At 62.9% G+C, this 24304-nt stretch carries 26 protein-coding genes and 1 pseudogene; 18 read left to right on the forward strand and 9 right to left on the reverse strand.

Features of this window, described 5'->3' with window-relative positions; translation table 11 throughout:
* The first annotated feature begins 18 nt into the window (after positions 1-18).
* A complete protein-coding gene (gene purD, locus RPG13_RS13190; protein WP_337125201.1) occupies positions 19-1296 on the forward strand; it encodes a phosphoribosylamine--glycine ligase in 1278 nt (425 codons plus the stop codon).
* A 21-nt stretch (positions 1297-1317) separates the two neighbouring features.
* Here the strand turns inward: purD and RPG13_RS13195 are convergent, their stop codons facing one another.
* Together RPG13_RS13195 and RPG13_RS13200 are read right to left on the reverse strand one after the other, a co-directional pair.
* Positions 1318-2418: a glycoside hydrolase family 25 protein gene (locus RPG13_RS13195; RefSeq protein WP_292504962.1), complete on the reverse strand. Its 1101-nt coding sequence runs from the start codon at positions 2416-2418 to the stop codon at positions 1318-1320.
* A 175-nt stretch (positions 2419-2593) separates the two neighbouring features.
* Positions 2594-2830, reverse strand: coding sequence for a hypothetical protein (locus RPG13_RS13200; protein WP_095486212.1), 237 nt, complete (start codon positions 2828-2830; stop codon positions 2594-2596).
* 210 nt (positions 2831-3040) lie between these two features.
* On the opposite strand from RPG13_RS13200, the gene RPG13_RS13205 reads away from it, so the two are divergent.
* Together RPG13_RS13205 and RPG13_RS13210 are read left to right on the forward strand one after the other, a co-directional pair.
* Positions 3041-4819 carry an acyl-CoA dehydrogenase gene (locus RPG13_RS13205; protein ID WP_127205744.1) on the forward strand — a complete coding sequence of 593 codons (1779 nt, stop codon included), beginning with the start codon at positions 3041-3043 and terminating at the stop codon, positions 4817-4819.
* A gap of 33 nt (positions 4820-4852) precedes the next feature.
* A complete protein-coding gene (locus tag RPG13_RS13210) occupies positions 4853-5608 on the forward strand; it encodes a crotonase/enoyl-CoA hydratase family protein (RefSeq protein WP_095486210.1) in 756 nt (251 codons plus the stop codon).
* A 43-nt stretch (positions 5609-5651) separates the two neighbouring features.
* Here RPG13_RS13210 and RPG13_RS13215 read toward each other — a convergent pair whose 3' ends face one another.
* The 3 genes from RPG13_RS13215 to pdxH form a co-directional block, all read right to left on the reverse strand.
* Positions 5652-5945, reverse strand: coding sequence for a type II toxin-antitoxin system RelE/ParE family toxin (locus RPG13_RS13215; protein WP_095486209.1), 294 nt, complete (start codon positions 5943-5945; stop codon positions 5652-5654).
* The gene (locus RPG13_RS13220) at positions 5942-6187 is read right to left on the reverse strand and encodes a CopG family ribbon-helix-helix protein (RefSeq protein ID WP_095486208.1); all 246 of its coding nucleotides are present in this window, start codon (positions 6185-6187) and stop codon (positions 5942-5944) included. Before RPG13_RS13220 ends, RPG13_RS13215 begins: the two co-directional genes overlap by 4 nt.
* Before the next feature lie 182 nt (positions 6188-6369).
* Entirely contained in the window at positions 6370-6987 is a 618-nt protein-coding gene (pdxH, locus tag RPG13_RS13225) for a pyridoxamine 5'-phosphate oxidase (protein ID WP_095486207.1), read from the reverse strand.
* Between the two features lie 40 nt (positions 6988-7027).
* Between pdxH and RPG13_RS13230 the strand changes: the two genes are divergently transcribed.
* The 7 genes from RPG13_RS13230 (at position 7028) to RPG13_RS13260 (ending at position 12077) form a co-directional block, all read left to right on the forward strand.
* A complete protein-coding gene (locus tag RPG13_RS13230) occupies positions 7028-7501 on the forward strand; it encodes an RT0821/Lpp0805 family surface protein (RefSeq protein ID WP_337125202.1) in 474 nt (157 codons plus the stop codon).
* A 99-nt stretch (positions 7502-7600) separates the two neighbouring features.
* A complete protein-coding gene (locus RPG13_RS13235; RefSeq protein ID WP_126103263.1) occupies positions 7601-8521 on the forward strand; it encodes a DnaJ C-terminal domain-containing protein in 921 nt (306 codons plus the stop codon).
* A 385-nt stretch (positions 8522-8906) separates the two neighbouring features.
* Complete coding sequence (locus tag RPG13_RS13240; RefSeq protein WP_126103262.1) at positions 8907-9656, forward strand: hypothetical protein; 750 nt, start codon at positions 8907-8909, stop codon at positions 9654-9656.
* An 83-nt stretch (positions 9657-9739) separates the two neighbouring features.
* Positions 9740-10183: a DUF1194 domain-containing protein gene (locus RPG13_RS13245; RefSeq protein ID WP_126103261.1), complete on the forward strand. Its 444-nt coding sequence runs from the start codon at positions 9740-9742 to the stop codon at positions 10181-10183.
* Complete coding sequence (locus RPG13_RS13250; protein ID WP_127205741.1) at positions 10180-10479, forward strand: DUF1194 domain-containing protein; 300 nt, start codon at positions 10180-10182, stop codon at positions 10477-10479. Before RPG13_RS13245 ends, RPG13_RS13250 begins: the two co-directional genes overlap by 4 nt.
* A 146-nt stretch (positions 10480-10625) precedes the next feature.
* Positions 10626-11444 (forward strand): enoyl-ACP reductase FabI, encoded by an 819-nt coding sequence (fabI, locus tag RPG13_RS13255; protein ID WP_095486201.1) that lies wholly within the window; start codon positions 10626-10628, stop codon positions 11442-11444.
* Between the two features lie 45 nt (positions 11445-11489).
* Positions 11490-12077 carry a histidine phosphatase family protein gene (locus RPG13_RS13260; RefSeq protein WP_127288608.1) on the forward strand — a complete coding sequence of 196 codons (588 nt, stop codon included), beginning with the start codon at positions 11490-11492 and terminating at the stop codon, positions 12075-12077.
* A gap of 206 nt (positions 12078-12283) precedes the next feature.
* On the opposite strand, the gene RPG13_RS13265 is transcribed toward RPG13_RS13260, so the two are convergent.
* Positions 12284-13198, reverse strand: a complete 915-nt coding sequence (locus RPG13_RS13265) for a DUF1194 domain-containing protein (protein WP_185928142.1) — start codon at positions 13196-13198, stop codon at positions 12284-12286.
* Positions 13199-13403: 205 nt separating this feature from the next.
* Between RPG13_RS13265 and RPG13_RS13270 the strand changes: the two genes are divergently transcribed.
* The 3 genes from RPG13_RS13270 (at position 13404) to RPG13_RS13280 (ending at position 15734) form a co-directional block, all read left to right on the forward strand.
* Positions 13404-14510, forward strand: coding sequence for a helix-turn-helix transcriptional regulator (locus RPG13_RS13270; protein WP_127288610.1), 1107 nt, complete (start codon positions 13404-13406; stop codon positions 14508-14510).
* A 304-nt stretch (positions 14511-14814) separates the two neighbouring features.
* Positions 14815-15420 (forward strand): LysR family transcriptional regulator, encoded by a 606-nt coding sequence (locus tag RPG13_RS13275; RefSeq protein ID WP_337125204.1) that lies wholly within the window; start codon positions 14815-14817, stop codon positions 15418-15420.
* Positions 15421-15449: 29 nt separating this feature from the next.
* Positions 15450-15734, forward strand: a complete 285-nt coding sequence (locus RPG13_RS13280) for a hypothetical protein (protein ID WP_337125206.1) — start codon at positions 15450-15452, stop codon at positions 15732-15734.
* Between the two features lie 44 nt (positions 15735-15778).
* Here the strand turns inward: RPG13_RS13280 and RPG13_RS13285 are convergent, their stop codons facing one another.
* Positions 15779-16768: an MBL fold metallo-hydrolase gene (locus tag RPG13_RS13285; RefSeq protein ID WP_095486196.1), complete on the reverse strand. Its 990-nt coding sequence runs from the start codon at positions 16766-16768 to the stop codon at positions 15779-15781.
* A gap of 385 nt (positions 16769-17153) precedes the next feature.
* Positions 17154-17417 carry a DUF1344 domain-containing protein gene (locus tag RPG13_RS13290; protein WP_095486233.1) on the reverse strand — a complete coding sequence of 88 codons (264 nt, stop codon included), beginning with the start codon at positions 17415-17417 and terminating at the stop codon, positions 17154-17156.
* Between the two features lie 279 nt (positions 17418-17696).
* Here RPG13_RS13290 and aroC point away from each other — a divergent pair, with 279 nt between their 5' ends.
* Both aroC and ribB read left to right on the forward strand, forming a co-directional pair.
* A complete protein-coding gene (aroC, locus tag RPG13_RS13295; RefSeq protein ID WP_292710194.1) occupies positions 17697-18806 on the forward strand; it encodes a chorismate synthase in 1110 nt (369 codons plus the stop codon).
* Positions 18807-18907: 101 nt separating this feature from the next.
* Positions 18908-20008, forward strand: coding sequence for a 3,4-dihydroxy-2-butanone-4-phosphate synthase (gene ribB / locus RPG13_RS13300; protein ID WP_095486195.1), 1101 nt, complete (start codon positions 18908-18910; stop codon positions 20006-20008).
* 49 nt (positions 20009-20057) lie between these two features.
* On the opposite strand, the pseudogene RPG13_RS34930 reads toward ribB, so the two are convergent.
* A pseudogene (locus tag RPG13_RS34930) lies at positions 20058-20170 on the reverse strand (LysR family transcriptional regulator); the annotation flags it as partial.
* 330 nt (positions 20171-20500) lie between these two features.
* On the opposite strand from RPG13_RS34930, the gene paoA reads away from it, so the two are divergent.
* From paoA to paoC, 3 genes are read left to right on the forward strand one after another with little or no spacing between them, the layout of a single operon-like run.
* Positions 20501-21151, forward strand: coding sequence for an aldehyde dehydrogenase iron-sulfur subunit PaoA (paoA, locus tag RPG13_RS13305; protein ID WP_095486231.1), 651 nt, complete (start codon positions 20501-20503; stop codon positions 21149-21151).
* Positions 21148-22095: an FAD binding domain-containing protein gene (locus tag RPG13_RS13310; RefSeq protein ID WP_095486194.1), complete on the forward strand. Its 948-nt coding sequence runs from the start codon at positions 21148-21150 to the stop codon at positions 22093-22095. Before paoA ends, RPG13_RS13310 begins: the two co-directional genes overlap by 4 nt.
* Before the next feature lie 3 nt (positions 22096-22098).
* A complete protein-coding gene (gene paoC / locus RPG13_RS13315; RefSeq protein ID WP_337125207.1) occupies positions 22099-24294 on the forward strand; it encodes an aldehyde oxidoreductase molybdenum-binding subunit PaoC in 2196 nt (731 codons plus the stop codon).
* The last annotated feature ends 10 nt before the right edge of the window (positions 24295-24304 follow it).

Below are 24304 nucleotides of genomic sequence, written 5' to 3' on the forward strand. Positions count from 1 at the left end.
ATGGCAAGGGATCTGGGCATGCGTGTTTTGTTGATCGGCTCCGGCGGCCGCGAACATGCCTTGGCCTGGAAGATTGCGGCCTCGCCGCTGCTGACGAAGCTTTGCGCGGCCCCCGGCAATCCGGGCATCGGCCGCGAAGCCGAACTGGTGACGCTGGATATTGCCGATCATGCGGCGGTGGCCCGGTTCTGCATGGAGAAAAAGATCAACCTCGTCGTGGTCGGGCCGGAAGGGCCGCTGGTCGCCGGCATTGCCGACGACCTCCGCGCCGCAGGTATCCGCGTTTTCGGCCCGTCCAAGGCTGCGGCGCGGTTGGAAGGCTCGAAGGGTTTTACCAAGGACCTTTGCGCGAAATACGACATCCCGACCGCCGCCTATGGCCGTTTCGGCGACCTGGCGTCGGCCAGGGCCTATGTCGAGAAGATGGGTGCGCCGATCGTCATCAAGGCCGACGGCCTCGCCGCCGGCAAGGGCGTCACCGTCGCCATGACGTTGGCCGAGGCGCTGGCCGCGCTCGAAGCCTGTTTCGACGGGTCGTTCGGACAGGCCGGCGCTGAGGTGGTGGTCGAGGAGTTTCTCACCGGCGAGGAGGCGAGTTTCTTTTGCCTGTGCGACGGCGTCACCGCGCTGCCGTTCGGCACCGCACAGGACCACAAGCGCCTCAGTGACGGCGACGTCGGCCCGAACACCGGCGGCATGGGCGCCTATTCGCCGGCCCCGGTGATGACGCCGGAGATGATCGACCGCACCATGCGCGAGATCGTCGAGCCGACCATGCGTGGCATGGCCGAACTTGGCGCGCCGTTTTCCGGCGTGCTGTTTGCCGGGCTGATGATATCAGACAAGGGGCCGAAGCTGATCGAATACAACACCCGTTTCGGCGACCCGGAATGCCAGGTGCTGATGATGCGGCTGAAGGACGATCTCTTGGTCCTCCTCAACGCTTCTGCCGATGGCCAGCTTGCACATATGTCAGCGCGCTGGCGCGACGAGGCGGCGCTCACCGTGGTGATGGCGGCCAGGGGCTATCCCGGCACGCCGGAAAAGGGCTCGGTCATCCGCGGCGTCGAAGAGGCCGCGGGCGATTGCGTCGAGATCTTTCATGCCGGCACCGCCATCAACAGCGGCGCGCTGGTCGCCAATGGCGGCCGTGTGCTCGACATCACGGCTGTCGGCGGCACCGTCGGCGAGGCGCAGAGACGAGCCTATGCCGCGCTCGACCGGATCGATTGGCCGCAAGGCTTCTGCCGCCGCGACATTGGTTGGCAGGCTGTGGCGCGCGAGCAGGCGCGCTGACCCTTCAACGGCTTTCCAGATTTAGCGCAGCCCACGGTCGAACTCGGTCGATGCGGTGCTGACCGGATCGTTGGCGGCGGGCGCCGCTTCAGAGGCCGATGCAGAGCGCTTCTCCTTCCGCGTCCAGGCCACATATTCGGCAACCCCGCGCGGAAGGCGCGGCGCGGCCTTTACAAAAGGCAGTTGAAAGCTGCTGCGGAATTTGGTCCAGCGTGCGCTAAACGCGGCGGTTATTTCGGCGAAGGTCGGTGGTGCCGCCACGGTCGCGTAGGTGATGGCATTGCCGGCTAGCCCAGCCTCGCGCGAGAGAGGCACCGGTATCGAGGCGAGGTAAACCGGCTGCACGTCGATCAGGCCGCCGAACGGCCATTGCGCGCGCAATGCGGCGGCATCCATCGGTGCGACATTGACATCGATGTCGTTGGGCGTGCCAGCCACCCGGTAAGGGCAGCGGAACCGCCCGCAATTCGCTTTTGCCGAAAACTGCCAGAGTGCGTAGCCTTGCCAGTTGCCCATCGGGAAATGCACGCCGATGTCTGGCTTGTAGCGCGCATACCAGAGCGGTAGCCGCGACAGGAGCCGGTATTTGTACTTGTTGTCGGCGATGTGCTTGGCGGTCTTGCCGTTGGTGTAGAGCACCGGAAAGCGGCCAATCCGCCGATGCACGTGGCGCACGAACTCCTCGGCATCCTCGAGCGACATCCATTTCGTGGGGTCATCATCCTCGATGTCGAGAGCAAGCAGGTCATCCGGCCCAGGCTTCGCGAAATTGATGAAATTATTCGCCTGTCCCACGGGATTGCCGGGGCGGGCGAGATGATAAGCGCCCCATTTCAGGCCGAGCGCCTTGGCCACCACCTTGCGCGTCTGGAACAGTTCCTGCGCTACCGCATGGCGCCTCCACAGCGTCTTGCAGAGCCTCGTCTCGGTCTCGGCACCGAAACAGAAATAGGGTGGCGGCATCCCGTCGGACGCCTTGTTGATGAAGCCGACGATGCGCTTGTCGGTGGCAAGTTCAGCCCAGTCGACGGAATTGTATTCGTAGGCGTCGATCACCAGCGCCCGGTCGGCACTCTTCCACGGCTCGGAAAAATCCGAGGCTTGTGCCGGCCCCAACGCTATAGTCGTCGCGGCCGCGACGACGAGGGGTCCTAGACGGCGAAGGGGGTGCGCCGGCGGTTTCAAACAGCAAATCCTTGCTGGCCAAAGCCTGATCCTGAACTGCCATGGTTAAGGAAATGCTTTCGGCTGCCCGCGGCGAATGCCGCAATTCTGCCGGTGGCGGCTTCGCTGGCCATCAACGGCGGGAGAGCGGCTGGATTTGGAATGGGTCGGGCGCCGGCGCTTGCGGCAGCGTTCCCTCGGCCTCGCGTTTGCGATGATGAGCCACCGAGCATTGCGGCGAACACAGAATGCCGCGATCCGACCAATAGGCGGCGCCGTCCTCGACCTTGCCCCGATAGTGCCAAAAACCTGCCGCTCGATAGGGCAGCCCGCATTCGAGACAGCGATAGGCGTCAGGTCTGGCAAGCACGGGCGGTCCGATCCGGTGTTCTTGATCCGTCGCCGGTCGAACTTGTCCGGCTTTTGCCGAATTTAGCCTGTGTCGCAGCAATTGCAAAATCTGCGTGACAAATTTTGACGTTTACGTAAAAAGAAGGTGGGAGAGGCGACCCAAAGGCGGATGGTTTTGTGTCGGCACGGATCTTAAGTTGACCTGCCGGACACAGGAGGAGCGAGCGGCATGTATCGGGCACCAGTCGAGGAAATCGCCTTCACGCTGAAGCACGTGGCCGGCCTGAAGCCGGCGCTCGACGCCGGCACCTTTGGCGACCTTGGCGAAGATCTCGTCGACGCCATTCTGGCGGAAGCCGGCCGCTTCGCCACAGAGGAGATCGCGCCGCTCTACAAGATCGGCGATGAACAAGGTGCGGTGCTGAGCGGCGCTGCCGTCACCACGCCGCCTGGCTGGAAGGCGCTTTATCGTCGCTGGATCGACGGCGGCTGGAACGCGCTGTCCGCACCGGAGGAATTCGGCGGCCAGGCGCTGCCGACCATGCTGGGCGTCGCGGCGCTCGAAATGTGGAACTCCGCCGCCATGGCCTTCGGCATCGGCCCGACGCTGACCATGGGTGCGGTCGAGGCGCTCGACAAGCACGCCTCGCCGGCGCTGAAGGCCAAATACTTGGAAAAGCTCGTCTCCGGCGAATGGATGGGCACGATGAACCTGACAGAGCCGCAGGCGGGCTCGGACCTGAATGCGTTGCGTGCCCGCGCTGAGCCGGCCGGCGACGGCACCTACCGCATCTTCGGGCAAAAGATCTTCATCACCTATGGCGAGCACGATTTCACCGACAACATCATCCATCTGGTGCTGGCGCGGCTGCCGGATGCGCCGGCCGGCACGCGTGGGCTTTCGCTGTTCCTGGCGCCGAAATTCCTTGTCGGCGACGATGGCGCGTTGGGCGCGCGCAACGACGTGTTCTGCTCCGGGCTGGAGCACAAATTGGGCATCCACGCCTCGCCGACCTGCACTATGATCTATGGCGATGGTTTCGAAGGGACAGTGCCTGGCGCGATCGGCTGGCTGATCGGCGAGGAAAACAAGGGCCTCGCCTGCATGTTCACCATGATGAACAATGCGCGGCTCGCCGTCGGCATGCAGGGCGTGGCGGTCGCCGAAACGGCCACGCAAAAGGCGCTCGCCTACGCCAATGACCGCCGGCAAGGCAAGGCTGCAAGCTATGATGGCGACGGCATGGCGCCGATCGTCCATCACCCGGACGTGCAGCGCAATCTCCTGACCATGAAGGCGCTGACCCAGATTGCGCGCGCCATCAGCTATTCCTGCGCGCATGCCATCGACAACGCGCGGATATCCAGTGGCGATGAAGCCACCCACTGGCAGGAGCGCGCCAATCTGTTGACGCCGCTGGCCAAGGCCTTTTCCACCGATGTCGGCGTCGAGGTCGCCTCGCTCGGGCTGCAGGTGCATGGCGGCATGGGCTTTATCGAAGAGACGGGTGCGGCAGCACTTTATCGCGACGCGCGCATCGCGCCGATCTACGAAGGCACCAACGGCATCCAGGCGATCGACCTGGTGGCGCGCAAGCTGCCGCTTGGCGGTGGCGAGCATGTTCGTGGTTACATCGCCGAACTGAAAGCGGTCGCCAGTCAGGTGCGGACCTCAAATCTTCAGGGGTTTGGCCGCACCGCCGATGGTCTCGACAAGGCACTCGACAATGTCTGCGAAGCGACACGTTTCCTGCAAGGGCTGCTTGCCGACGGCCGTTCGGACGAGGCGCTGGCCGGTGCGACGCCATATCTGAGGCTGATCTCGCTTGCGGCGGGCGGCGCTTATCTGGCGCGCGGCGCGCTTGCCGACCAAAGCCGCATCGCCCTTTGCCGTTTCTTCGCCGAAAACCTGCTTGGCGAGGCGGGCGCGCTGAAGGAGCGCGTCATCGGCGGCGCCGAAAGCCTTGCCACTGCCAGCAAGGCACTGATTTCTGCCGGAACTTCCTGACGTTCACAAGCTCACGTCCACAAGGGGCCGACTATGACAGACCATATCCTCGTCGAGCGCCAGGGCGCCATCCAGATCATCCGCATCAACCGTCCGGAAAAGAAGAACGCGCTGACGCGCGCCATGTATGCGAGAATGTCCAAAACCCTTGCCGAAGGCGATGCCGATCCGGCGGTCCGCGTTCATGTCTTCCTCGGTGTTTCAGGGGCCTTCTCGTCCGGCAACGACCTAGCCGATTTCATGGTCGTCGCCACCGGCGGTGAGGGCGGCACCGAAGTCTGGGATTTTCTGATGGCACTGGCCAGGGCGGAAAAGCCATTGGTTTCCGGTGTCGATGGCATCGCGGTCGGCATCGGCACCACGCTCAACCTGCACTGCGACCTGACCTTCGCCACGCCGCGCACTGTGTTCCGAACACCCTTCGTCGATCTCGGCCTGGTTCCCGAGGCGGGATCGAGCTTGCTTGCGCCTGAGATTCTGGGCCGGCAAGGCGCTTTCGCGCTGCTTGGTCTCGGCGAAGGTTTTTCGGCCGAGCGGGCGAAGGCCGCCGGGCTGATCTACGCGGTGGTCGAGGAAAACGAGCTCGAAGCCTCCGTGCTGGCAGCGGCCGGCCAGATCGCAGCCAAGCCGCCGCAAGCGCTGAAGATCGCGCGCGACCTGATGCGCGGCTCGCGTGAAGACCTCGTTGCCCGCATCGGTGAGGAGAGCGAGCATTTCCGCGAGCGGCTCAAATCCGACGAGGCCCGCGCTGCCTTGATGGCCTTCATGACCAGGAAGAAAGCAGGCTGAAGGCGGTGTGGCCTGATGACGCGAGCCATGGTGTTGGGCGATTTTAGAGGGCTTGTGGCCACCGTTGGGCGGTGTGCATGACGGTGAGTATTTCGACAGTCTCGCCGTTGACGCGATAGGGTACGATATACGGAATATCAACCAAAACGAGTTCCCGCGTCGCCTTGATGCGCCCGATGCGCCCCATGGCCGGTTGCTCGGCGAGATGTTCTGCCGCCGTCACGATGCGCGCAATGACTCGGGCGGCCGCTTCGGGGTTGTCTTTCTCGATATGCGCGCCGATTTCGTCAAGCCGACGCAGCGCTCGCATGGTCCAGCGGATTCTTTTGCGGCTCATGCTCGGCGGGCGGACTTGACGTATTTTCCGACAACACCGGCTACATCACGGTCACTGGCAAAATCGCCGCGCTCAGCTTCGGCCAACCCGGCCTCTATCTCGGCGAGTTGCCATTCCTCACGGGCTACAAAGTCCTCAATGGCCTGCGCAGCCACATAGGAGCGCGAGCGGTCGAGCTTTTCGGCAAGCTGGTCAAGCCTGTTTGCGGTTTCATCCGGGACGCGCACGGTAAAAGCCGTCATGGTCTTAACTTTCGTTTGGTTCACGATGATTATTGGTGAACCAACGTGGTTCGTCAAGGATTACCGGGATCCTCCTGGGGCCTGGTGCCCCTTACTTCAAGGCGCGCCACCCTATATCGGCGATGCCATGTTGCCGCGCGCCCAGTTCTCCCGTTGGTGAAGCTGCTTAAGAGCCACCCTTATCAGGGATAAAGCCTTGTCTTGTCCCAGCCGCCCTTGGCGTTGCGTGAAAAGACGACGCGGTCGTGCAGTCGGAAGGGCCGGTCGTGCCAGAACTCGATCGTCTGCGGCACGATACGGAAGCCAGACCAGTGTTTCGGCCGTGGGATCTCGCCGATCGCATAGCGCGCCGTGTATTCGGCAACCGCTTTTTCCAGTGCGAAGCGGCTCTCCAGCGGCCGCGATTGCTTCGACGCCCAGGCGCCGATGCGGCTGCCGCGGGGGCGCGTCGCATAATAGGCGTCCGCTTCCGCTTCGGTGACGATCTCCACCGGCCCGCGCACGCGCACCTGCCGGCGCAGCGATTTCCAGTGGAAGCACATCGCCGCCTTCATGCTGCCAAGAATCTCACGGCTCTTGGCGCTCTCGAAATTCGTATAGAAGACAAATCCGCTTTCATCGAAGCCCTTGAGCAGCACCATCCGCACATTCGGCATGCCCTCGGCATCGACGGTCGCCAGCGCCACGCCGTTGGGATCGTTGATCTCACTCTTCGTCGCGTCGTCGAGCCATGCGGCAAAGAGGCGGAATGGCTCGGCAGCCTCGGTAAAGTCACCGCTTGTTAACTCAGTTTCGCTCATAGTTTTTCCAAATTCTGTTGCCGGCTGGGGAGATTGCCGATTGTCGCGTATCGCGCAACCTTTTGACAGCAGGCAATGGAGCCTTATTGCTTCGGCCAGCGCCCAGGCTGCGGTCAAGGTCGCGATCGTGCTGGTAGCCTTGTCGCTTGCCGGCTGCGGTGGCGGCGGCTTCAGTTTGGAGCAGGCGGAGGTCGACCGTACAATCCTCACCAGCAGCACCCCTGTTTCTGCCTCGCCGATCGATCAGGATCGCGCCTCGGACCAGACGACGATCCGCAACGCGGTGTCTTCCGCCGATATCCAGGAACTTGGCGGGCAGGCCGTTCCCTGGGCGAATTCCGATACCGGTTCGCGCGGCTCGATCACGGAACTGGCAGAGTCTAGGGACAACGGCCAGCTTTGCCGCCGCTTCACCGCCTCGCGCGAAAGCTTCGACGGCGTCGCGCTGTTCAAGGGCGAGGTGTGCCTGGCCGGCGCCGGCGCCTGGCGGATGCAGGACTTCAAAGCGCTCTGATTTTCCGCCATCATATGACCGCGCGCCACTGGAATTTCTTCCTATGCGAGCGCATATAGATGGCAATCGTGGACTCACTCCTTCTCCAGGGCAGGAAGCATGCGCGACCCCTATGAGGTGCTGGGCGTTGCTAAGAACGCATCGGCCAAGGACATAAAATCGGCGTACCGCAAACTCGCCAAGGAGTATCATCCGGACCAGAATCCGGATCCCAAGGCGAAGGAGCGGTTTGCCGCGGCCAACCAGGCTTACGAGATCGTCGGCGACGAGAAGAACCGTGCCGCTTTCGATCGCGGCGAGATCGACGCCGATGGCAAGCCGCGTTTCCAGGGCTTCGAAGGTGCCGCGGGCGGCGCCGATCCGTTCGCCGGCTTCCGTCGGCAGCAAGGACCGGGCGGCTCGCGCTTCGAGTTTCGCTCAAGCCGTCCGGGCGGCGATCCGTTCGACGGCAACAGCGACATCTTCAGCCAGATTTTCGGCGAGACCTTCTCTCGCGGTGCCGGCACGGGCGCCGGCCGGCAGGCGCCGTCCGGCGCCGACCTGAACGTGACGCTCGACGTCACCATCGAGGAAGCGGCGACCGCGGAGAAGGTGACGGCGATGTTCCCCGACGGACGCAAGGTCGCCGTCAAGCTGCCAGCCTATGTCGAGGACGGCCAGACCATCCGGCTGAAAGGCCAGGGCGAGCAAGGGCCGGGGCAGCCGGGCGACGCGCTGGTCAAAATCCGCTTCCGCCGCCATCCGCGCTATCGTGTCGAAGGCCGCGACCTCCATGCCGACTTGGCCGTGGCACTGGCGGATGCCGTGCTGGGTGCCAAGGTGGCGGTCGAAACGCCGACCGGCAAGCTTGCGGTCAATGTCCCCGCCTGGTCGAGCTCGGACAAGGTCCTGCGGCTGAAGGGCAGGGGCCTGCCGGAAAAAGTTGGCGGTCACGGCGATCTCTACGCACATGTGCGGCTGATGCTGCCTGAAGGTGGCGACAGCGATCTCGAAGCGCTGATGCGCAACCGAAAACGCTAGCTTGGCGCGTCAAAGGCGGGCTGCGCCGCAAACGCTCCTGTCTCTCACCTGTCCGTTTTGATCGATTGCAGGACTCAGCCGCATTCCGCGACATCGCTCGATGACGAACGCCCGCCCGGAACACGGCCGGCTCGCGCCAGGCGGGTCAGTCGCTCGTCGCCGACAGCGTTTTCTTTTGCGCGGGCGGAATAAACCCGCGGCCGCCCCGTTTCCAGACCATGCCGGAGGCCGATGAAGTCGCGGTCGAAAACCGCCAGGACCGAGCTCAGCCGAGCGGGCTGAACGTCGAGGGGCGGTCCAAGAGCACGTCTTGCCCCAATCTGGATCTTTTGGTTGACTAACGAAATTGTCCGTCAAACGAGTAGCAACGAAGGAGCGCGTTGGATTGCTGGGTCATGCGTTATCGGGTTTGGAAAGTGCGTTCGGAGAAATCCGGGCGATGTATCGAAACGACAGCCTCAGCAGGGTATTCGCGCTGATAGTGATATGCCTGAATATCTTCGTCATCACCGTTCCATTCGCGATCGAGGCGCTTCGATCTGTCGCAATTTCGCGCTACGATTTGCCTGCGCGTTTCAACATCAGCAGGGATGGATCGCTGCCCGAGATGTTCAACTACGGGCAGGCCGCGCTTTGCGCCCTGTTTCTGTTCGGCGTCTGGGTTCGAACCAGGGAGCATATGTTTCTTGCCTGGTCCCTGATTTTCAGTTTTGTGACGCTCGACGACGCCACCCGTTTCCATGAGCGCGGCGGCCTGCTGCTGGCAGCGACATTCGACCTCGTTTCGCTGCCGGGCATGCGGGCTCGCGACACCGGGGAAATCATCACTTGGTCGGTGGTCGCGCTCGGCCTGCTGGCGCCGCTGTTGTGGTCATTCCGCCAAAGCAGACCCAGGCAACAAGCCCTCGGATCGGTGTTTTTGCTGCTGTTCGCGTGTCTTGTCGGCTTTGCCGTGGTGGTGGACATGCTGCACTTCCTGACGGGCTCGAAGCTCGTTGGTTACGCGGAAGACGGCGGCGAGATGCTGTCGATTGCCGTCGCCTGTTGCTGTGCGTTCATCCTCTATCGCGGGCTGGGGCGTGATGCGGATCTTCAGGCAATGGATCCGAGCCTGCCGTTCTCGAAGCGGACATAACCGAATTGCTGAAACGGCCGCGCGAACAGGAGGAATAAGTTTGGCTCCGGCCCGTTACCCCCGGGAACATTCCTGGAGGGCCAATGCTGTCGCACCTGTTTCCGTCCGTTCCAACGCGCAGGTTCTGGCGCCGTTCAGAACACCAGGAGGTGAAGCCGAAGCCTGCTATGCCGGCGAAACCTTGCCGCTGGCGCGCCCTATACCTCGCCCTGCCATTGATGGTCTTCCTGTGCGGCACGTCGCCAGCGGCCAAGGCGGTCGTGCCGGGCACCGACGCCAATGTCGTCACAGCAATCGACGTATCGGACTCGATCGGCCGATATGAGGAATGGCTCCAGCAGGCCGGGCTCGTGCGGGCGCTCGTCCACCCCGACTTCCTGCGCGCCGCACCGCCGGCCCGCGGCGTCGGATCGGGTTCGCCGTCTTCACATGGTCAAGCGATGGCAAGTTCGACCTGTTGGTGCCGTGGACCGTCATCGGCTCGGCCGAGGACGCCGCGCGCCTGTCTCAGGCGCTCGCTTCGGTGACGCTCATCGACCGGACCCATTACGGAGGCGGCGATATGGAGCAAGACCGCGACGGCGACGCTGATCCCGCGGCGATGCACGATCGTCTGACAGACATGTCGGAGGCGATCGACTTTGCTTCGCTCCTGTTGACGTCATCGCCGCACGCGACGGAGCGCGCGGTCATGAACATCTGCGCCAACGGAACCGACAATTTCGCGGGCGGAACAGAATCCTCGCGAGACGCGGCGCTGGAACTACTCTTGCAGAACTGCTGCATGGCATGGCGTGCCGTCTTTTCGTCAATTTTCGCTTGAGCACGCCACAAGCGCTTCGCCCAGGCAATCGATCCTCCGGGCCGGAAGGTCAGGTGGGCGGGCACTGTCCGTTTTTGAGCGCTTGAAGGGACTCTGTGCCTGTGCGATAGGCACTCCACAAAGCAGAAATTGCGGAGAGCGCTCACATGGCGGGTGGACAAGGCATTATGGCCGGCAAGCGCGGGCTTGTGCTTGGCGTCGCGAACAATCGGTCGATCGCCTTCGGCATAGCCAAGGCCTGCGTCGACCACGGCGCCGAGATCGCGTTGACCTATCAGGGCGAGGCGTTCAAGAAGCGCGTCGAGCCGCTGGCGGCGGAACTCAATGCCCATGTCGCCGGCCATTGCGACGTCACCGATCCGGCAACGCTCGATGCGGTCTTCGACGACATCGCCAAGCATTGGGGCAAGCTCGATTTCCTCGTCCACGCCATCGCCTTTTCCGATAAGGACGAGCTGACGGGCCGCTATGTCGAGACGACGCGTGACAATTTCCTGCGCACTATGGACATTTCGGTGTTTTCTTTCACCACCATCGCCAAGCGCGCCGAGGCGCTGATGACCGATGGCGGCTCGCTGCTGACATTGACCTATTACGGCGCGGAAAAAGTGATGCCGCACTACAACGTCATGGGTGTCGCCAAGGCAGCGCTCGAAGCCAGCGTGCGCTATCTGGCGGTCGACCTCGGCGGGAAGAAGATCCGCGTCAACGCCATCTCCGCCGGTCCGATCAAGACGCTCGCCGCCTCCGGCATCGGCGATTTTCGCTACATACTGAAGTGGAATGAATACAATTCACCGCTGAAGCAGACGGTGACGCAGGAGGAAGTCGGCGATTCAGCGGTCTATTTCCTGTCCAACCTTTCACGCGGCGTCACCGGCGAGATCCACCATGTCGATTCCGGCTATCACGTCGTTGGAATGAAGGCGGTCGACGCGCCTGATATTTCGACCGTCAAGGAATAGACCCCCTCGAACTCTCCCGCTTCCCGCTGCTCTCCGGATGACCAGATGTATCCGCTCATCTACATCGCGCGCCACGGCCAGACGGAGTGGAACGCCGAGGCCCGGCTGCAAGGACAGGCCGACACCGACCTCAACGCGCTCGGCCGCGAGCAGGCGACCCGCAACGGTCTTCGGCTAGGCGAATTCGTTCATAACCCTGGAGATTTCGACTTTGTCGCCAGCCCGATGCGGCGGACGAGCGAGACCATGGAGCGCATCCGCGCTGCGATGAAGCTCGATCCGCAAGCTTACCGCACCGATCCTCGCCTTGTCGAAATGAGTTTCGGCGACTGGCAGGGTTTCACCTTTCCCGAACTCGAGGCCCGGCATTTGGGCTCGGCCAGGGAGAGGCGCTTCGACAAATGGAATTTCCTGCCGCCCGGCGAGGGCGCCGAAAGCTATCAAATGCTGCTCGAACGGATAAAGCCGTGGTTCGACGCGCTGGACCGCCAGACGGTCTGCGTGACCCATGGCGGCGTCGTGCGGGCCCTGTTCCGCATGGTGCTGGGAATACCCGAGAAAGAAGCCGCAAACCTGGATGTGCCGCAGGATCGCTTGCTCAGGCTAGAAGGACGACGCCTGGAGTGGCTCTAAGGGCGAAATCCAATCACTCGGAACGACCGGGGTTCTGCTTCTTCTCGGACATTGATGCCAAGTCGGGGACGACGGAAAGTTGACCCGAAGCAGCCCATTGCCAAGCCAGAATGCCGTCTCAAATGCTGCCATTTTGGGAAACCGCCGGCGGCGGTTGGTACGGCCTTTGCAAAGGCGGATGCGGTCCTGCTCTGCTATGTCTCAGATCAAGGCCGCCAGGCAAACTTGACTTCCTGCAAGTGCTCAAGCCGATTGTGCGACAAACCGGCAATCTCCGTGACGATCTTGCGGCGGAGAACAGGAAAATAATCCTCTAAAGTGCGAGCTGTAGTCGCGAAGCTGTTGGGACCGCCGGTAACGTGGCTGTAGAGATAATCGGTTGGGTGCTGCCACGCTCCTTCGTCTGGGTCGAGGCTGACGGCTAGGTTCTTGGGTGGTAACACCGGCGCGGGGATGGCAAGCGCATTGATGATGTGACCCTTGGCCAAGGCATGGTCCCGCGCGGCCTGTGGGGCAGGACCATCATTATTGGGTCCATTCGCTGAGATGTCGATAATCGTGCGGTCGGGTGTGGCGGGGCAGTGGGCCAAGCTCTGAGAGGCGTAGGAAATGGCCCAGCTGAGGCTGGTGTGGCCGAGGCGATCTTGACCGGGCCGGTGGCCCATATCTCGAATAACGTCGGCTGCCTCTCGCGCGCCGCGCGCATTCTCTATGATGCGCCAAGGCAATATGGTGTGGGCGGTACGATGGCTAGACCACTCGACATAGGTAACAGCGATCCGCCCAGTGCGGGTCACGGCTATGGCGGACACAACGTCAGGGTGGCTCAACGCCTGGGCGTGACCCTCACGCTGCATATGGGCTGTGCCATCAGCGATGCTGGCCGATATATCGCCGGCCAGGACGAGGCACACGTCAACCGCGGCGTCGGCCTTCTGCGCGCGGACGGATGCAGCTGGGATAAAGAAGCTCGTGCAGATGATGAGGGTGCGCGCGAATGCGCCCAAGTGTTTTGGTGCGACTGCGGGGCTCGCCATTGGGGCGTGGAGAGTTCCGTTGTTAGGGGCAATGACGCCATTGATGTGGATGGTGCGTCCGCCGTGCGTTGCAATTTCAGCCACCGATCCCCCCATTCCCAAAGACGCTTTTCGACCCAGCGACGTTCGCCCGGCTCCCAAAGGCTGTTCTTATAGAAATCCAAATTCTGCGCATGCCCCAACCGGGTCAGACGAGGTACTAGTCCTGCGTATCAGGTGCCCCTCGGCCGCGGACGACTGGAAGTTTCAAGTTAGCTAATATAAGGTCCGATTTCTTCTCGGATGCGGGATGGAGATGGGCGCGTTCGATCTCGACGCAGTGGGCAATGCCATAGCCGAAGCGGCGGCCGACCCGACGCGCTGGGACGCTGCAATGGACGTGGCTGCGGACGCCACTGGAAGCTTTGGCGCAATGCTATTCGACGCGAAAGGGCATCTCCCCGGCATACCGAAAAGTCGCCGAATGGGTCCATCGCTCGAGACATACATCAAGGATGGCTGGATCGACCGGGACGACCGATACAAGCTGTTGCCTCTGTTGGTTCGCAGAGGAGCCGTCAGCGAGCTTGACGTCCTGACGCCCGAGGAAATCGCCAGGCATCCCTACTATCAGGAATTTCTCGCGCCATTCGGTCTGCGGTGGTTTGCGGGTGTGAAGGTTGCGGCAGGCGATGACCTCTGGTGCCTGTCGATCCAGAGGTCGATCCAGCAAGGCCCTTTTTCGCCATCAGAGATGCAGAGCTTTGCCGACTTCTCAAGACAGTTGGGTTCCGCGGCCGCGTTCGCGAGAATGCTGAGCTTCGCGCGGGCCGAAGGCGCGATGGATGCATTCAGCGCAAGCGGCACGCCTGCGGTGATGCTTGACCGGAACGCCGCCGTGATCCTGGTGAACGAACCTGCAGAGAGGCTATTCGGTCGAGACCTTTGGGTGACCGGCCGCCATTTGGCGTGTGCCGACAAGAACGCCACCGATGCCCTCAAGTGCGCATTTCATGTGCTGCTGCGAAATCCGACCCCGCCAGCAATGGCGAACCCCGTCTCGCTGCCCCGCCTCGGAGGCAGACCTCTGCTAGCCTACCCCATGCGCCTGCCAAGAATTACCACGAACGCCTTTGCATCCTGTCAGATAGTTATCTGCTTTGTCGATCCGGACATTTATCCTCAACCGTCGGAGATTGCCTTGCGGACTTGCTTCGGGCTGACCCCTGCCGAGGCGCGACTGGCTCGCCGGATTTCATCGGGCGCAGAGTTGAAGGCCGTCGCGGAGGACCTGGGGGTCTCCTACGAAACCGCCAGGAATCAGCTGAAAGCCGTCTTCGCCAAAACCGACACCCATCGCCAGCCGGAACTGGTCGCGTTGCTCGCGAGAATAGCGAGTACAGCTCAAACTGAATGACCGGAAACACGGGCCTGTGCCCAAAGGCCGGACGGGTCAATCATCTGCGGGGCAGCGATAGCCGGTCGCCGCCGATCGCTCCGAGTATTGAAGCAGAACGATATGAAGGTCACACACCCAAGGCATTGCTGCAAATGCTGGGGGATCCCGACAGGGACAAAGCCGGGCGTGCTTATCGGGGCTAATGACCTCTCAAACCGGCCAAAAGCAGAGGAGGGCCAGCACTTTGCCTGTAAGCCAACAGTGCGATACGAGGAGTCTCTGCAGTGGGTCCATGCTGCTTTAACCTGAGGGACGAGCCCAATTGCGCGAACGTATGCTCGAGATCGACGGGGGGCTGCTCCTAACCCTCGATGCTCTTCTGAAGGAACTGAACGTCACCCATGCCGCAGCTCGGCTCGGCATCACGCAGCCCGCTCTTTCCGCTCGTTTGCTTCGGCTGCGGCAGTTGTTTGGCGACCAACTGTTGATCCCGGCATCATCCGGCCGCGGGATGGTGCCGACACCGCACGCCGCCGCGCTCCAGCCCGAACTCGCCAAGCTGATCGAGCGATTGCGCGAGTTCGCGAACGTAGCGCAGTTCTTCGACCCCGCCACCAGCCGCCGCGTCTTCCGGATCGCCGCAACGGACAATCCAGCCGCCATTCTCGCACCGGAACTCATCCCCTTCCTGAAGGCGAAGGCACCTCACATCCGCCTCGCTTTTGTGCTTCCGGACAAAGCCCGGATCGCCGCCCACCTAGAGCAGGGTGACATCGATCTCTTCATCGGCGCGGCCGAGGACGTAGCGGGTGGACTGATCGGAAGGACACTGTTCGACGAAGCGTTCGTCACGGCACAGCGCAAGGATCATCCAAGGGGTAGCAAGCCTTCGATCTGGATGAGTTCTGCTCGCTTGACCACCTCCTGATCTCGACCAGCGGAGGCAGCTTCGCCGGCATGATCGACGAGGCGCTGGCCGCCCTCGGACGTGAGCGCCGGGTCTCGGTCTCTATCCAGAGCTATGCGCTTGCCCCTTTGGTGCTGATGGGCAGCGACTGCATTTGCACCCTGCCGCGCCGTTTCCTGCAGCGCTTCACCACGTCGCTCGATCTCTTCGAGCCTCCCCTGGCCCTCGCCAAGTTTCAGATGTCCGCCTTCTGGCATCAGCGCATGAGCGGCGATCCCGCTCATGGCTGGCTACGTGAACAGGTGTTTCAGACGGCGCGGGCCCAAGGCCGCTGAGCGGGCCTGGTGATCGCTCGCCCCTTGCAGCCTCGGCCCTGAGTCTACTGCCCTTGGCTTTCTTCACGGTTCCGGTATTCGGCCGGGTGCCAGGTGAACGAGCCGCCGCCCTCGGCGCGGATGTGCCCGACGCCGGGGAACGGGAGGTGAGGCGCGGCAACGAGTTGGCGAGCGTCCGCGAAGGCCGAAAAGGTCTTCTGCCGCTCGGCCGCCGCCTCTCCTGGGTTCACGTCATATACGATGGTGATAGCTGGATCGGGAAACTGCACGGCCGCAACGTGGATGACGTCGCCGATAAATGCGATCGAATGCCCTTTGCTTGATACCGTGAAGAAGGCACTGCCCGGCGTGTGACCGGGATGCAGCGTCGCCACGATTCCCGGGAGGATTGTTTCGTCGTCGGAGAACGCCCTGACCTTGCCCGCCCGCTGATAGACGCCGATCGTCTTTTCGGCTTCGTCGAAGTACTGGCGGGCGTAGCCTGTCCTTTCCGAGTTCGACGCGTCCAGGAAGAAGGTGAGATCGGGTGCTCCGACGTGAACCGTTGCATTGACGAAGACAGGCTTGCCGTCGGCGACAAGGCCACCCGTATGGTCGGTGTGGATATGAGTGATGAGGATGTCGGTGATGTCCTGCGGCATGACACCGATACTGGCGAGGCTGTCGCGCAGCTTCCCACCGTTGCCTGGCCCGAAGAGTTGCCCCGAACCCGTGTCGACAAGGATGAGCCGCTCGCCGTCCCGGATCAGGAAGGCGTTGATGGAAGCTTCCACCGGGTTGGACAGGAACGCGTGGTTGAGGTGCTCGTCCACCTCCGCAGGTGACGTCCCTGTCAGGAGAGCGTGCAGGTCCTGCCGAACGGTGCCGTCGGACAAAGCAATGATGCCGAGCTCGCCCAGCGGAAACGCGTAAGTGTCAGTGGTTTGCGAGTAAGCGGCAGTGGCGCTAGGGGCCGCGCTTTCGGACAAAGCCGGCACCGCCGTGCCGAGCAGCAAGCTTATTGCGGTCGAGGCGAGAAGGATACGGAAGGTCATGATTGTTGAGGTCCTGGTCAGTTGTGGTTGTCGGTGGACCTTGGTTACGGGTTGTGCGCTTCGGATTGAAATTCGATAGCTGGATCGGACCTATCGACGAGCCTTATACCTCTCGAAGCGGAAGCACCGGGGAGATTGGTCGCGTGGATGCCTTCTGCCGGCGCACGATCACTGAAGCGAGAATGGTGGGCAAGTTGAACCGGACGCTGCTCGGTTGGGCGAACTACTTCTCAGTAGGAGTGCCGGCAAGGCGTATCGTGCACTCGACAGCTACACCGCAGTGCGGTGCGCCGGTGGTTGAGCTTCAAACAAGGGAAGGCGAAACAAAGGCGGGTTTAGCCAGGACTTCATCCGCGCCTTTGGGGATGGGGCAGCCGGAAACGTTCTATTCGGTTGAATCGCTGTCCGGCAATTGCATGTCGGTGATGATGTTCTCGCCGTTTGTCTCGTCATAGGCGATCACGATATCCATGCCGGGTTTCAGCGCCTCGAGATCGGTTTCGGCATTCAGCTTGTAGGATTTGCCGTCGTCGAGTGTCAGGGTCAACGTGTCCTTGTCGACTTCTTTGATCAAGCCTTCGGTCTGGCCGGCGAAGGCGGCGGTGGAAATCAGCAATGTGGCGGCAACGGCGCCGATCAGGATACGCATCATCGTCCTCTTATCATTGCGCCGGCACGGTTGCGGCGGGTGTTCAACGGGCAGATGGAGCTGACCAGAAACCAACCGAATGTGTCAAAACTAAATCCGCCGGATCACAGTTTGACCACCGCGGAAAACGCCAATAGAACGCAGACTACAGCACCGCGCGTCCTGACGCGCAAAGGACGCTGTAGCACTTTTGATTTTGCGCAGGATCCTTTCTGAAAGTCGCTCCGATTTTCAGGGTTATGCGCAAGGCCGGCTCCGATGCCGGCAGGGCTGGTTTTCATGTCTCACAATACGTTTGGGCATCTTTTCCGCGTCACCACCTGGGGCGAAAGCCATGGCGCGGCGCTCGGCTGCGTGGTCGACGGCTGTCCGCCCGGCATCCGCTTCACACGCGCGGAGGTCCAGGCCGAACTCGACAAGCGTCGCCCGGGTCAATCGCGTTTTGTGACGCAGCGTCGCGAACCCGACGAGGTCAAGATCCTGTCCGGCTTCATCCTGGATGAGGACGGCGAGACCATGATCACCACCGGCACGCCGGTGTCGATGCTGATCGAGAATGTCGACCAGCGCTCCAAGGACTATGGCGAGATCGCCCGCCAGTACCGGCCGGGCCATGCTGATTACACCTACGACACCAAATATGGCCTGCGCGATCATCGCGGTGGCGGCCGCTCTTCGGCCCGCGAGACGGCGGCGCGGGTGGCGGCCGGAGCCTTGGCCCGCAAGGTCGTGCCCGGAATGGTCGTGCGCGGCGCGCTGGTGTCGATGGGCGAAAAATCGATCGACCGCGCCAACTGGAACTGGAATTTCGTCGGCGATGCCGAAAATCCGTTCTTCACGCCCGATCCGGCGTCAGTCGCCGTGTTCGCCGCGTATCTCGACGGCATCCGCAAGGCGGGTTCCTCGGTCGGTGCGGTCATCGAGATCGTTGCCGACGGCGTTCCGGCAGGCCTTGGGGCGCCGATCTACGCCAAGCTCGACCAGGATATCGCCTCGGGCCTGATGTCGATCAACGCCGTCAAGGGTGTCGAGATCGGCAACGGCTTCGAGGCCGCCCGCATCAGCGGCGAAGAGAATGCCGACGAGATGCGCATGGGCAATGACGGCAAGCCGGTCTTCCTGTCCAACAATGCCGGCGGCATCCTCGGCGGCATCTCGACCGGCCAGGCGATCGTCGCGCGCTTCGCCGTCAAGCCGACCTCCTCGATCCTGACGCCGCGAAAGTCGATCGACAAGGATGGCAACGACGTCGAGATCATGACCAAGGGCCGGCACGATCCGTGCGTCGGCATCCGCGCCGTGCCGATCGGCGAGGCGATGGTTGCCTGCGCGATCGCGGATCACTATCTGCGTCATCGGGGACAAACGGGGAGGGCAGTAGGGCAGTAGGGCAGTAGGGCCCGCTGTCACTGAGCCCCAGCAATTTTTTCCTTTCCCCTACTGCCGTACTGCCCTATTCCCCTACTCCCCTGCGAGTGAAACGAGCGCCTATGTCTTACGACCAGAAGAGAATCGTCGAAGCTCTGCGCGCCTTCGAACGCGGCGAGATCGTCGTCGTCATGGACGACGACGGGCGCGAGAACGAGGGCGACCTGATCGTTGCCGCCGTCCATTGCACGCCGGAGAAGATGGCGTTCATCGTCCGCAACACCTCCGGCATCGTCTGCACGCCGATGCCGCGCGAGGAAGCCAAGCGCCTCAACCTGTCGCCGATGGTCGCCGACAATGATTCGGCCCACACCACCGCCTTCACCGTAAGCGTCGATTTCAAGCACGGCACCACAACAGGCATTTCGGCCGACGACCGTACATTGACCGTGCGCAATCTCGCCAACGGCAATGTCGGCGCTTCCGATTTCGTCCGCCCCGGTCACATCTTTCCGCTGATTGCGCGCGAAGGCGGCGTGCTGATGCGTTCGGGCCATACCGAAGCCGCTGTGGATTTGTGCAAGCTCGCCGGCCTGCCGCCGGTCGGCGTCATTTCCGAGCTGGTCAACGATGATGGCACCGTGATGCGCGGCCCGCAGGTGCAGGCCTTCGCCGAAAAGAACGGTTTGAAGCAGATTTCGGTCGCCGATCTCATCGCTTACCGCCAGCGCAAGGAAACGCTGGTCGAGCGTGTCGCCTGTTCGAACATCGACACGCCTGGCGGCAAGGCGCAGGTCTTCACCTACACGCTGCCGTGGGACTCGATGCACCATGTGGCGATCGTCTTCGGCGACATCCGCGACGGCGAGGAGGTGCCGGTGCGGCTGCATTCCGAAGATGTGGTGACGGACGTCTTCGGCACCAGCCACAGGCTGGACGGCATCATGAAATCGATGGGCGAGCGCCGGCGCGGCGTTATCGTCTATCTGCGCGAAGGCTCGGTCGGCGTCGCCCATCAGGAGCGCAAGCGGCCGACTGCCGAAGACCGCGAGGACCATGAAGAGGCGCGCCGCCGCGAAAACGAATGGCGCGAGATCGGCCTCGGCGCGCAAATCTTGAAGGATCTGGGTATTTCCTCGATCAACCTGATCGCCTCGCGCGAGCGCCACTACGTCGGGCTCGAAGGCTTCGGCATCCATATCGCCAAGACCGAGATTCTTTAGAGGCGGCGCGCCCCGCAGCCCCCTGTTGACCTGAGAACTACTTCAGCGCCGTGCGGCTCAGGGCGGATTGCGCGTCCCGAGCTTGGCCGCAGCGCGCGTGAAGCTGCGCTCCTCCGCACCTGCCAGAAAGCCACTCAGGCCGGCAAGCTCCTCATGTCGTATTCATGAAGTTCCGATTTGCGCAATGATCTTGATGCAAGTGAGCGGCGCTGCCGGCTTTGACAGGCCCGCGGATACGCCGCGCCTTTCTACGCGTCTGCCTGACGGCCACTTCCGCCAGATGAATGATGAGCCGCGCGCCAGCATTCATGACGCTCACGCATAAGAGCATGCGGAATTGAGCCACTAATCGCGAGCGCTGCTCAAACTATCTTCCTGTTGGGACAGCTCGGTCCCCGATCGCCACGACCAACAGGACGTTGCCGAAAAATCGGCACGCCTTCAGCGGCCATTGATGTGCTCGCTCTGACAGAGAAGAGGATCAAAAGCGACATGACGACCTCCGCAGACTTTAGTATCACCAGACGGGATCTGTTGATGGCAGGAGCCGCCGCGGTAATGACCGCGGCGCCATCCGGGGCGAACGCTCAAGCTGGCACTGGTGATATGCCTTCCGCCGTCGGCGAACCTGCCATGTCGAAAGTAGCCATCACTGTGAATGGCGAGGCCCGCGAACTGGACCTCGACACGCGGACCACGCTGCTCGATGCGTTGCGCGAGCACCTGCATCTCACCGGCACCAAGAAGGGCTGCGATCACGGCCAGTGCGGCGCTTGCACGGTGATGGTCGACGGCCAACGGATCAATTCATGCCTGACGCTCGCCGTGATGCACGAAGGCGATACCATCACCACCATCGAAGGGCTCGGCGCGCCTCAGAACCTGAACGCGATGCAGGCTGCCTTCGTGAAGCATGACGGTTACCAGTGTGGCTATTGCACGCCCGGGCAAATCTGCTCCGCCGTGGCGGTGCTGGACGAGATCAGGGCGGGCATCCCGAGCCACGTGAGCGGTGATTTGACCGCAACGCCGCAAGCCACAGTCGCCGAACTGCGCGAGCGGATGAGCGGCAACATCTGCCGTTGCGGCGCCTATTCCAACATCGTCGAAGCGATCGCCGAGGTCGCCGGGAGGCCGGCATGAGATCCTTCACCTATGAGCGCGCGAGTTCTCCTGCGGAAGCAGCTGCCGCGGCGAGTGCCGAAGGCGCCAAGTTCATTGCCGGCGGCACCAACCTGCTCGATCTGATGAAGCTCGAAATCGAAACGCCGACGCACCTGATCGACGTCAACGATCTCGCGCTCGATAGGATCGAGACCACGCCAGAGGGCGGGTTGCGCATCGGCGCCCTGGTGCGCAACACCGATCTCGCCGCGGATGAGCGCGTGCGACGCGACTATGGCCTGCTCTCTCGCGCGCTGCTCGCCGGTGCCTCGGGCCAGCTGCGCAACAAGGCGACCACCGCGGGCAACCTGCTGCAGCGCACGCGCTGCCCCTATTTCTACGACACCAACCAGCCATGCAACAAACGCCAGCCCGGCAGCGGCTGTGCCGCGATCGGCGGGTTCAGCCGTCAGCATGCCGTGATCGGCGCAAGCGAGATGTGCATCGCAACCCATCCGAGCGACATGGCCGTGGCGATGCGGGTGCTCGACGCAACAGTGGAGACGGTGCGCCCCGACGGCACGGCGCGGAGCATACCCATCGCCGAATTCCACCGGCTGCCCGGCGACACGCCGCATGTCGAGAACGCACTCATACCCGGCGAGCTGATCACCGCAGTCACGCTGCCCAGACCGGTGGGCGGAACGCATATCTATCACAAGGTGCGCGACCGGGCTTCCTATGCCTTCGCGCTGGTCTCGGCCGGCGCAATCGTGCAGCGCGACGGCACCGGGCACATCGCTCTCGGCGGCGTGGCGCACAAGCCGTGGCGTGTCGAGGCGGCCGAGGCCGAGTTGCCGCGCGGCGCCAAGGCCGTAGCGGAGCAGCTGCTGGCCGACGCCAAGCCGACGCAAGAGAATGCATTCAAGCTGCCGCTGGTCGAGCGCACGCTCGCCGCGGTTCTGGCGGAAGCAAGGACCTGACCGATGAGATTCGATACCCCCGCCACGACCAATCCGATCGATCAACTCAAGATCGTCGGCAAGCCTACCGATCGGATCGACGGTCCGCTCAAGACCACAGGCACTGCGCCCTTTGCCTATGAGTGGCACGATGTCGTACCCAACCAGGCCTATGGCTACGTGGTCGGCTCGGCCATCGCCAAGGGCCGGATCGCCTCGATCGATTTGACCAAAGCCAGGGCCGCGCCAGGCGTGCTGGCCATCGTCACGGCTGAAAACGCCGGCAAACTCGGCAAAGGTGACTGGAACACAGCCAAGCTGCTCGGCGGTCCCGACATCCAGCATTATCATCAGGCGATCGCGCTTGTCGTCGCCGAGACGTTCGAACAGGCGCGCGCCGCGGCACAGCTGGTCCGCGTCGACTATATCCGGGCCCAGGGCGCGTTCGACCTCGCGAGCGCCAAGGATTCCGCGATCGTGCCGGATGGGGCCACGCCTGATACCGCGGTCGGCGACTTCGCCAGCGCCTTTGCCAGTGCGCCGGTCGAGCTTGATGCGACCTACACCACGCCCGATCAAGGGCACGCGATGATGGAGCCGCATGCCTCGATCGCCGCCTGGGACGGGGACAAGCTCACGCTTTGGACCTCGAACCAGATGATCGCCTGGAGCACGGGGGACATGGCCAAGACGCTGGGCATCCCCAAGGAGAATATTCGTCTTATCTCGCCGTTCATCGGCGGTGGCTTTGGCGGCAAGCTGTTCGTGCGATCCGATGCGGTGCTTGCAGTTCTTGGCGCACGCGCCGCCCGGCGGCCGGTTAAGGTGGCGCTTGCGCGGCCTTTCATGTTCAACAACACCACGCACCGGCCGGCAACGATCCAGCGCATCCGTATCGGCGCGACCCGGGATGGCAAGATCACCGCGATCGGCCATGAAAGCTGGTCTGGCGACCTGCCCGGCGGCGGTCCAGAAAATGCAGTCCAGCAGACCCGCCTGCTCTATGCCGGCGCCAATCGCATGACCGCCACACGGCTTGCTGTGCTCGATCTGCCCGAAGGCAATGCGATGCGTGCGCCGGGCGAAGCGCCGGGCTTGATGGCGCTGGAGATCGCGATGGACGAGATGGCGGAAAAGCTCGACATCGATCCGGTCGAATTCCGCATCCTCAACGACACCCAGGTCGATCCTGAGAACCCGGATCGCCGGTTCTCGCAGCGCCAGTTGGTCGAGTGCCTGCGCATCGGCGCCGAACGCTTCGGCTGGAAGACGCGCGGTGTCCGGACCGGCCGGGTCCGCGAGGGGCGCTGGCTGATTGGTGTGGGTGTCGCCGCGGGTTTTCGCAACAACCTCCTGACGACGTCTGCCGCACGTGTCCGGCTCGATCATCGTGGCGTCGTCACGGTCGAGACCGACATGACCGACATCGGCACCGGCAGCTATACGATTATCGCCCAGACGGCGGCGGAGATGATGGGCGTGCCGCTCGACAAGGTGGTGGTGCGGCTTGGCGACTCGATCTTCCCGGTTTCGGCCGGCTCAGGTGGACAATGGGGCGCCAACAACTCGACATCAGGCGTTTATGCCGCGTGCGTCAAGCTACGCGAGGCGGTGACGCAAAAGCTTGGATTCAACTCTGCCGAGGCCCTCTTTGAGGATGGCAATGTCCGCTTGGGCAGTCGCAGCGTTTCGCTCGCCGAGGCCGCAGGTGAAGCAGGCCTCGTCGCCGAGGACGCGATAGAATATGGCAACCTCGCCAAACAATACCAGCAATCGACCTTTGCTGCTCACTTCGTTGAAGTCGGTGTCGACGTCGCAACCGGAGAGATCCGCGTGAGGCGGATGCTCGCGGTCTGCGCGGCCGGTCGTATCCTCAATCCCAAATCGGCGCGCAGCCAGGTCATCGGCGCCATGACCATGGGCGTCGGCGCGGCGCTGATGGAGGAGCTTGCAGTCGACAAGCGCCACGGCTTCTTCGTCAACCATGATCTCGCCGGCTATGAGGTGCCGGTCCATGCCGACATCCCGCACCAGGAGGTGGTCTTCCTTGACGAGACGGATCCGATCTCCTCGCCAATGAAGGCCAAGGGCGTCGGCGAGCTCGGCCTCTGCGGCGTCGGCGCGGCCATCGCCAACGCGGTCTACAACGCTAGCGGCGTGCGCGTGCGCGACTATCCGGTCACACTCGACAAGCTGCTTTCGGGTTTGCCCGAGATATGAGCGTTGCTGT

Source organism: Mesorhizobium sp. ISC15, assembly GCF_037162615.1.
Classification (GTDB): Bacteria; Pseudomonadota; Alphaproteobacteria; order Rhizobiales; family Rhizobiaceae; genus Mesorhizobium; species Mesorhizobium mediterraneum.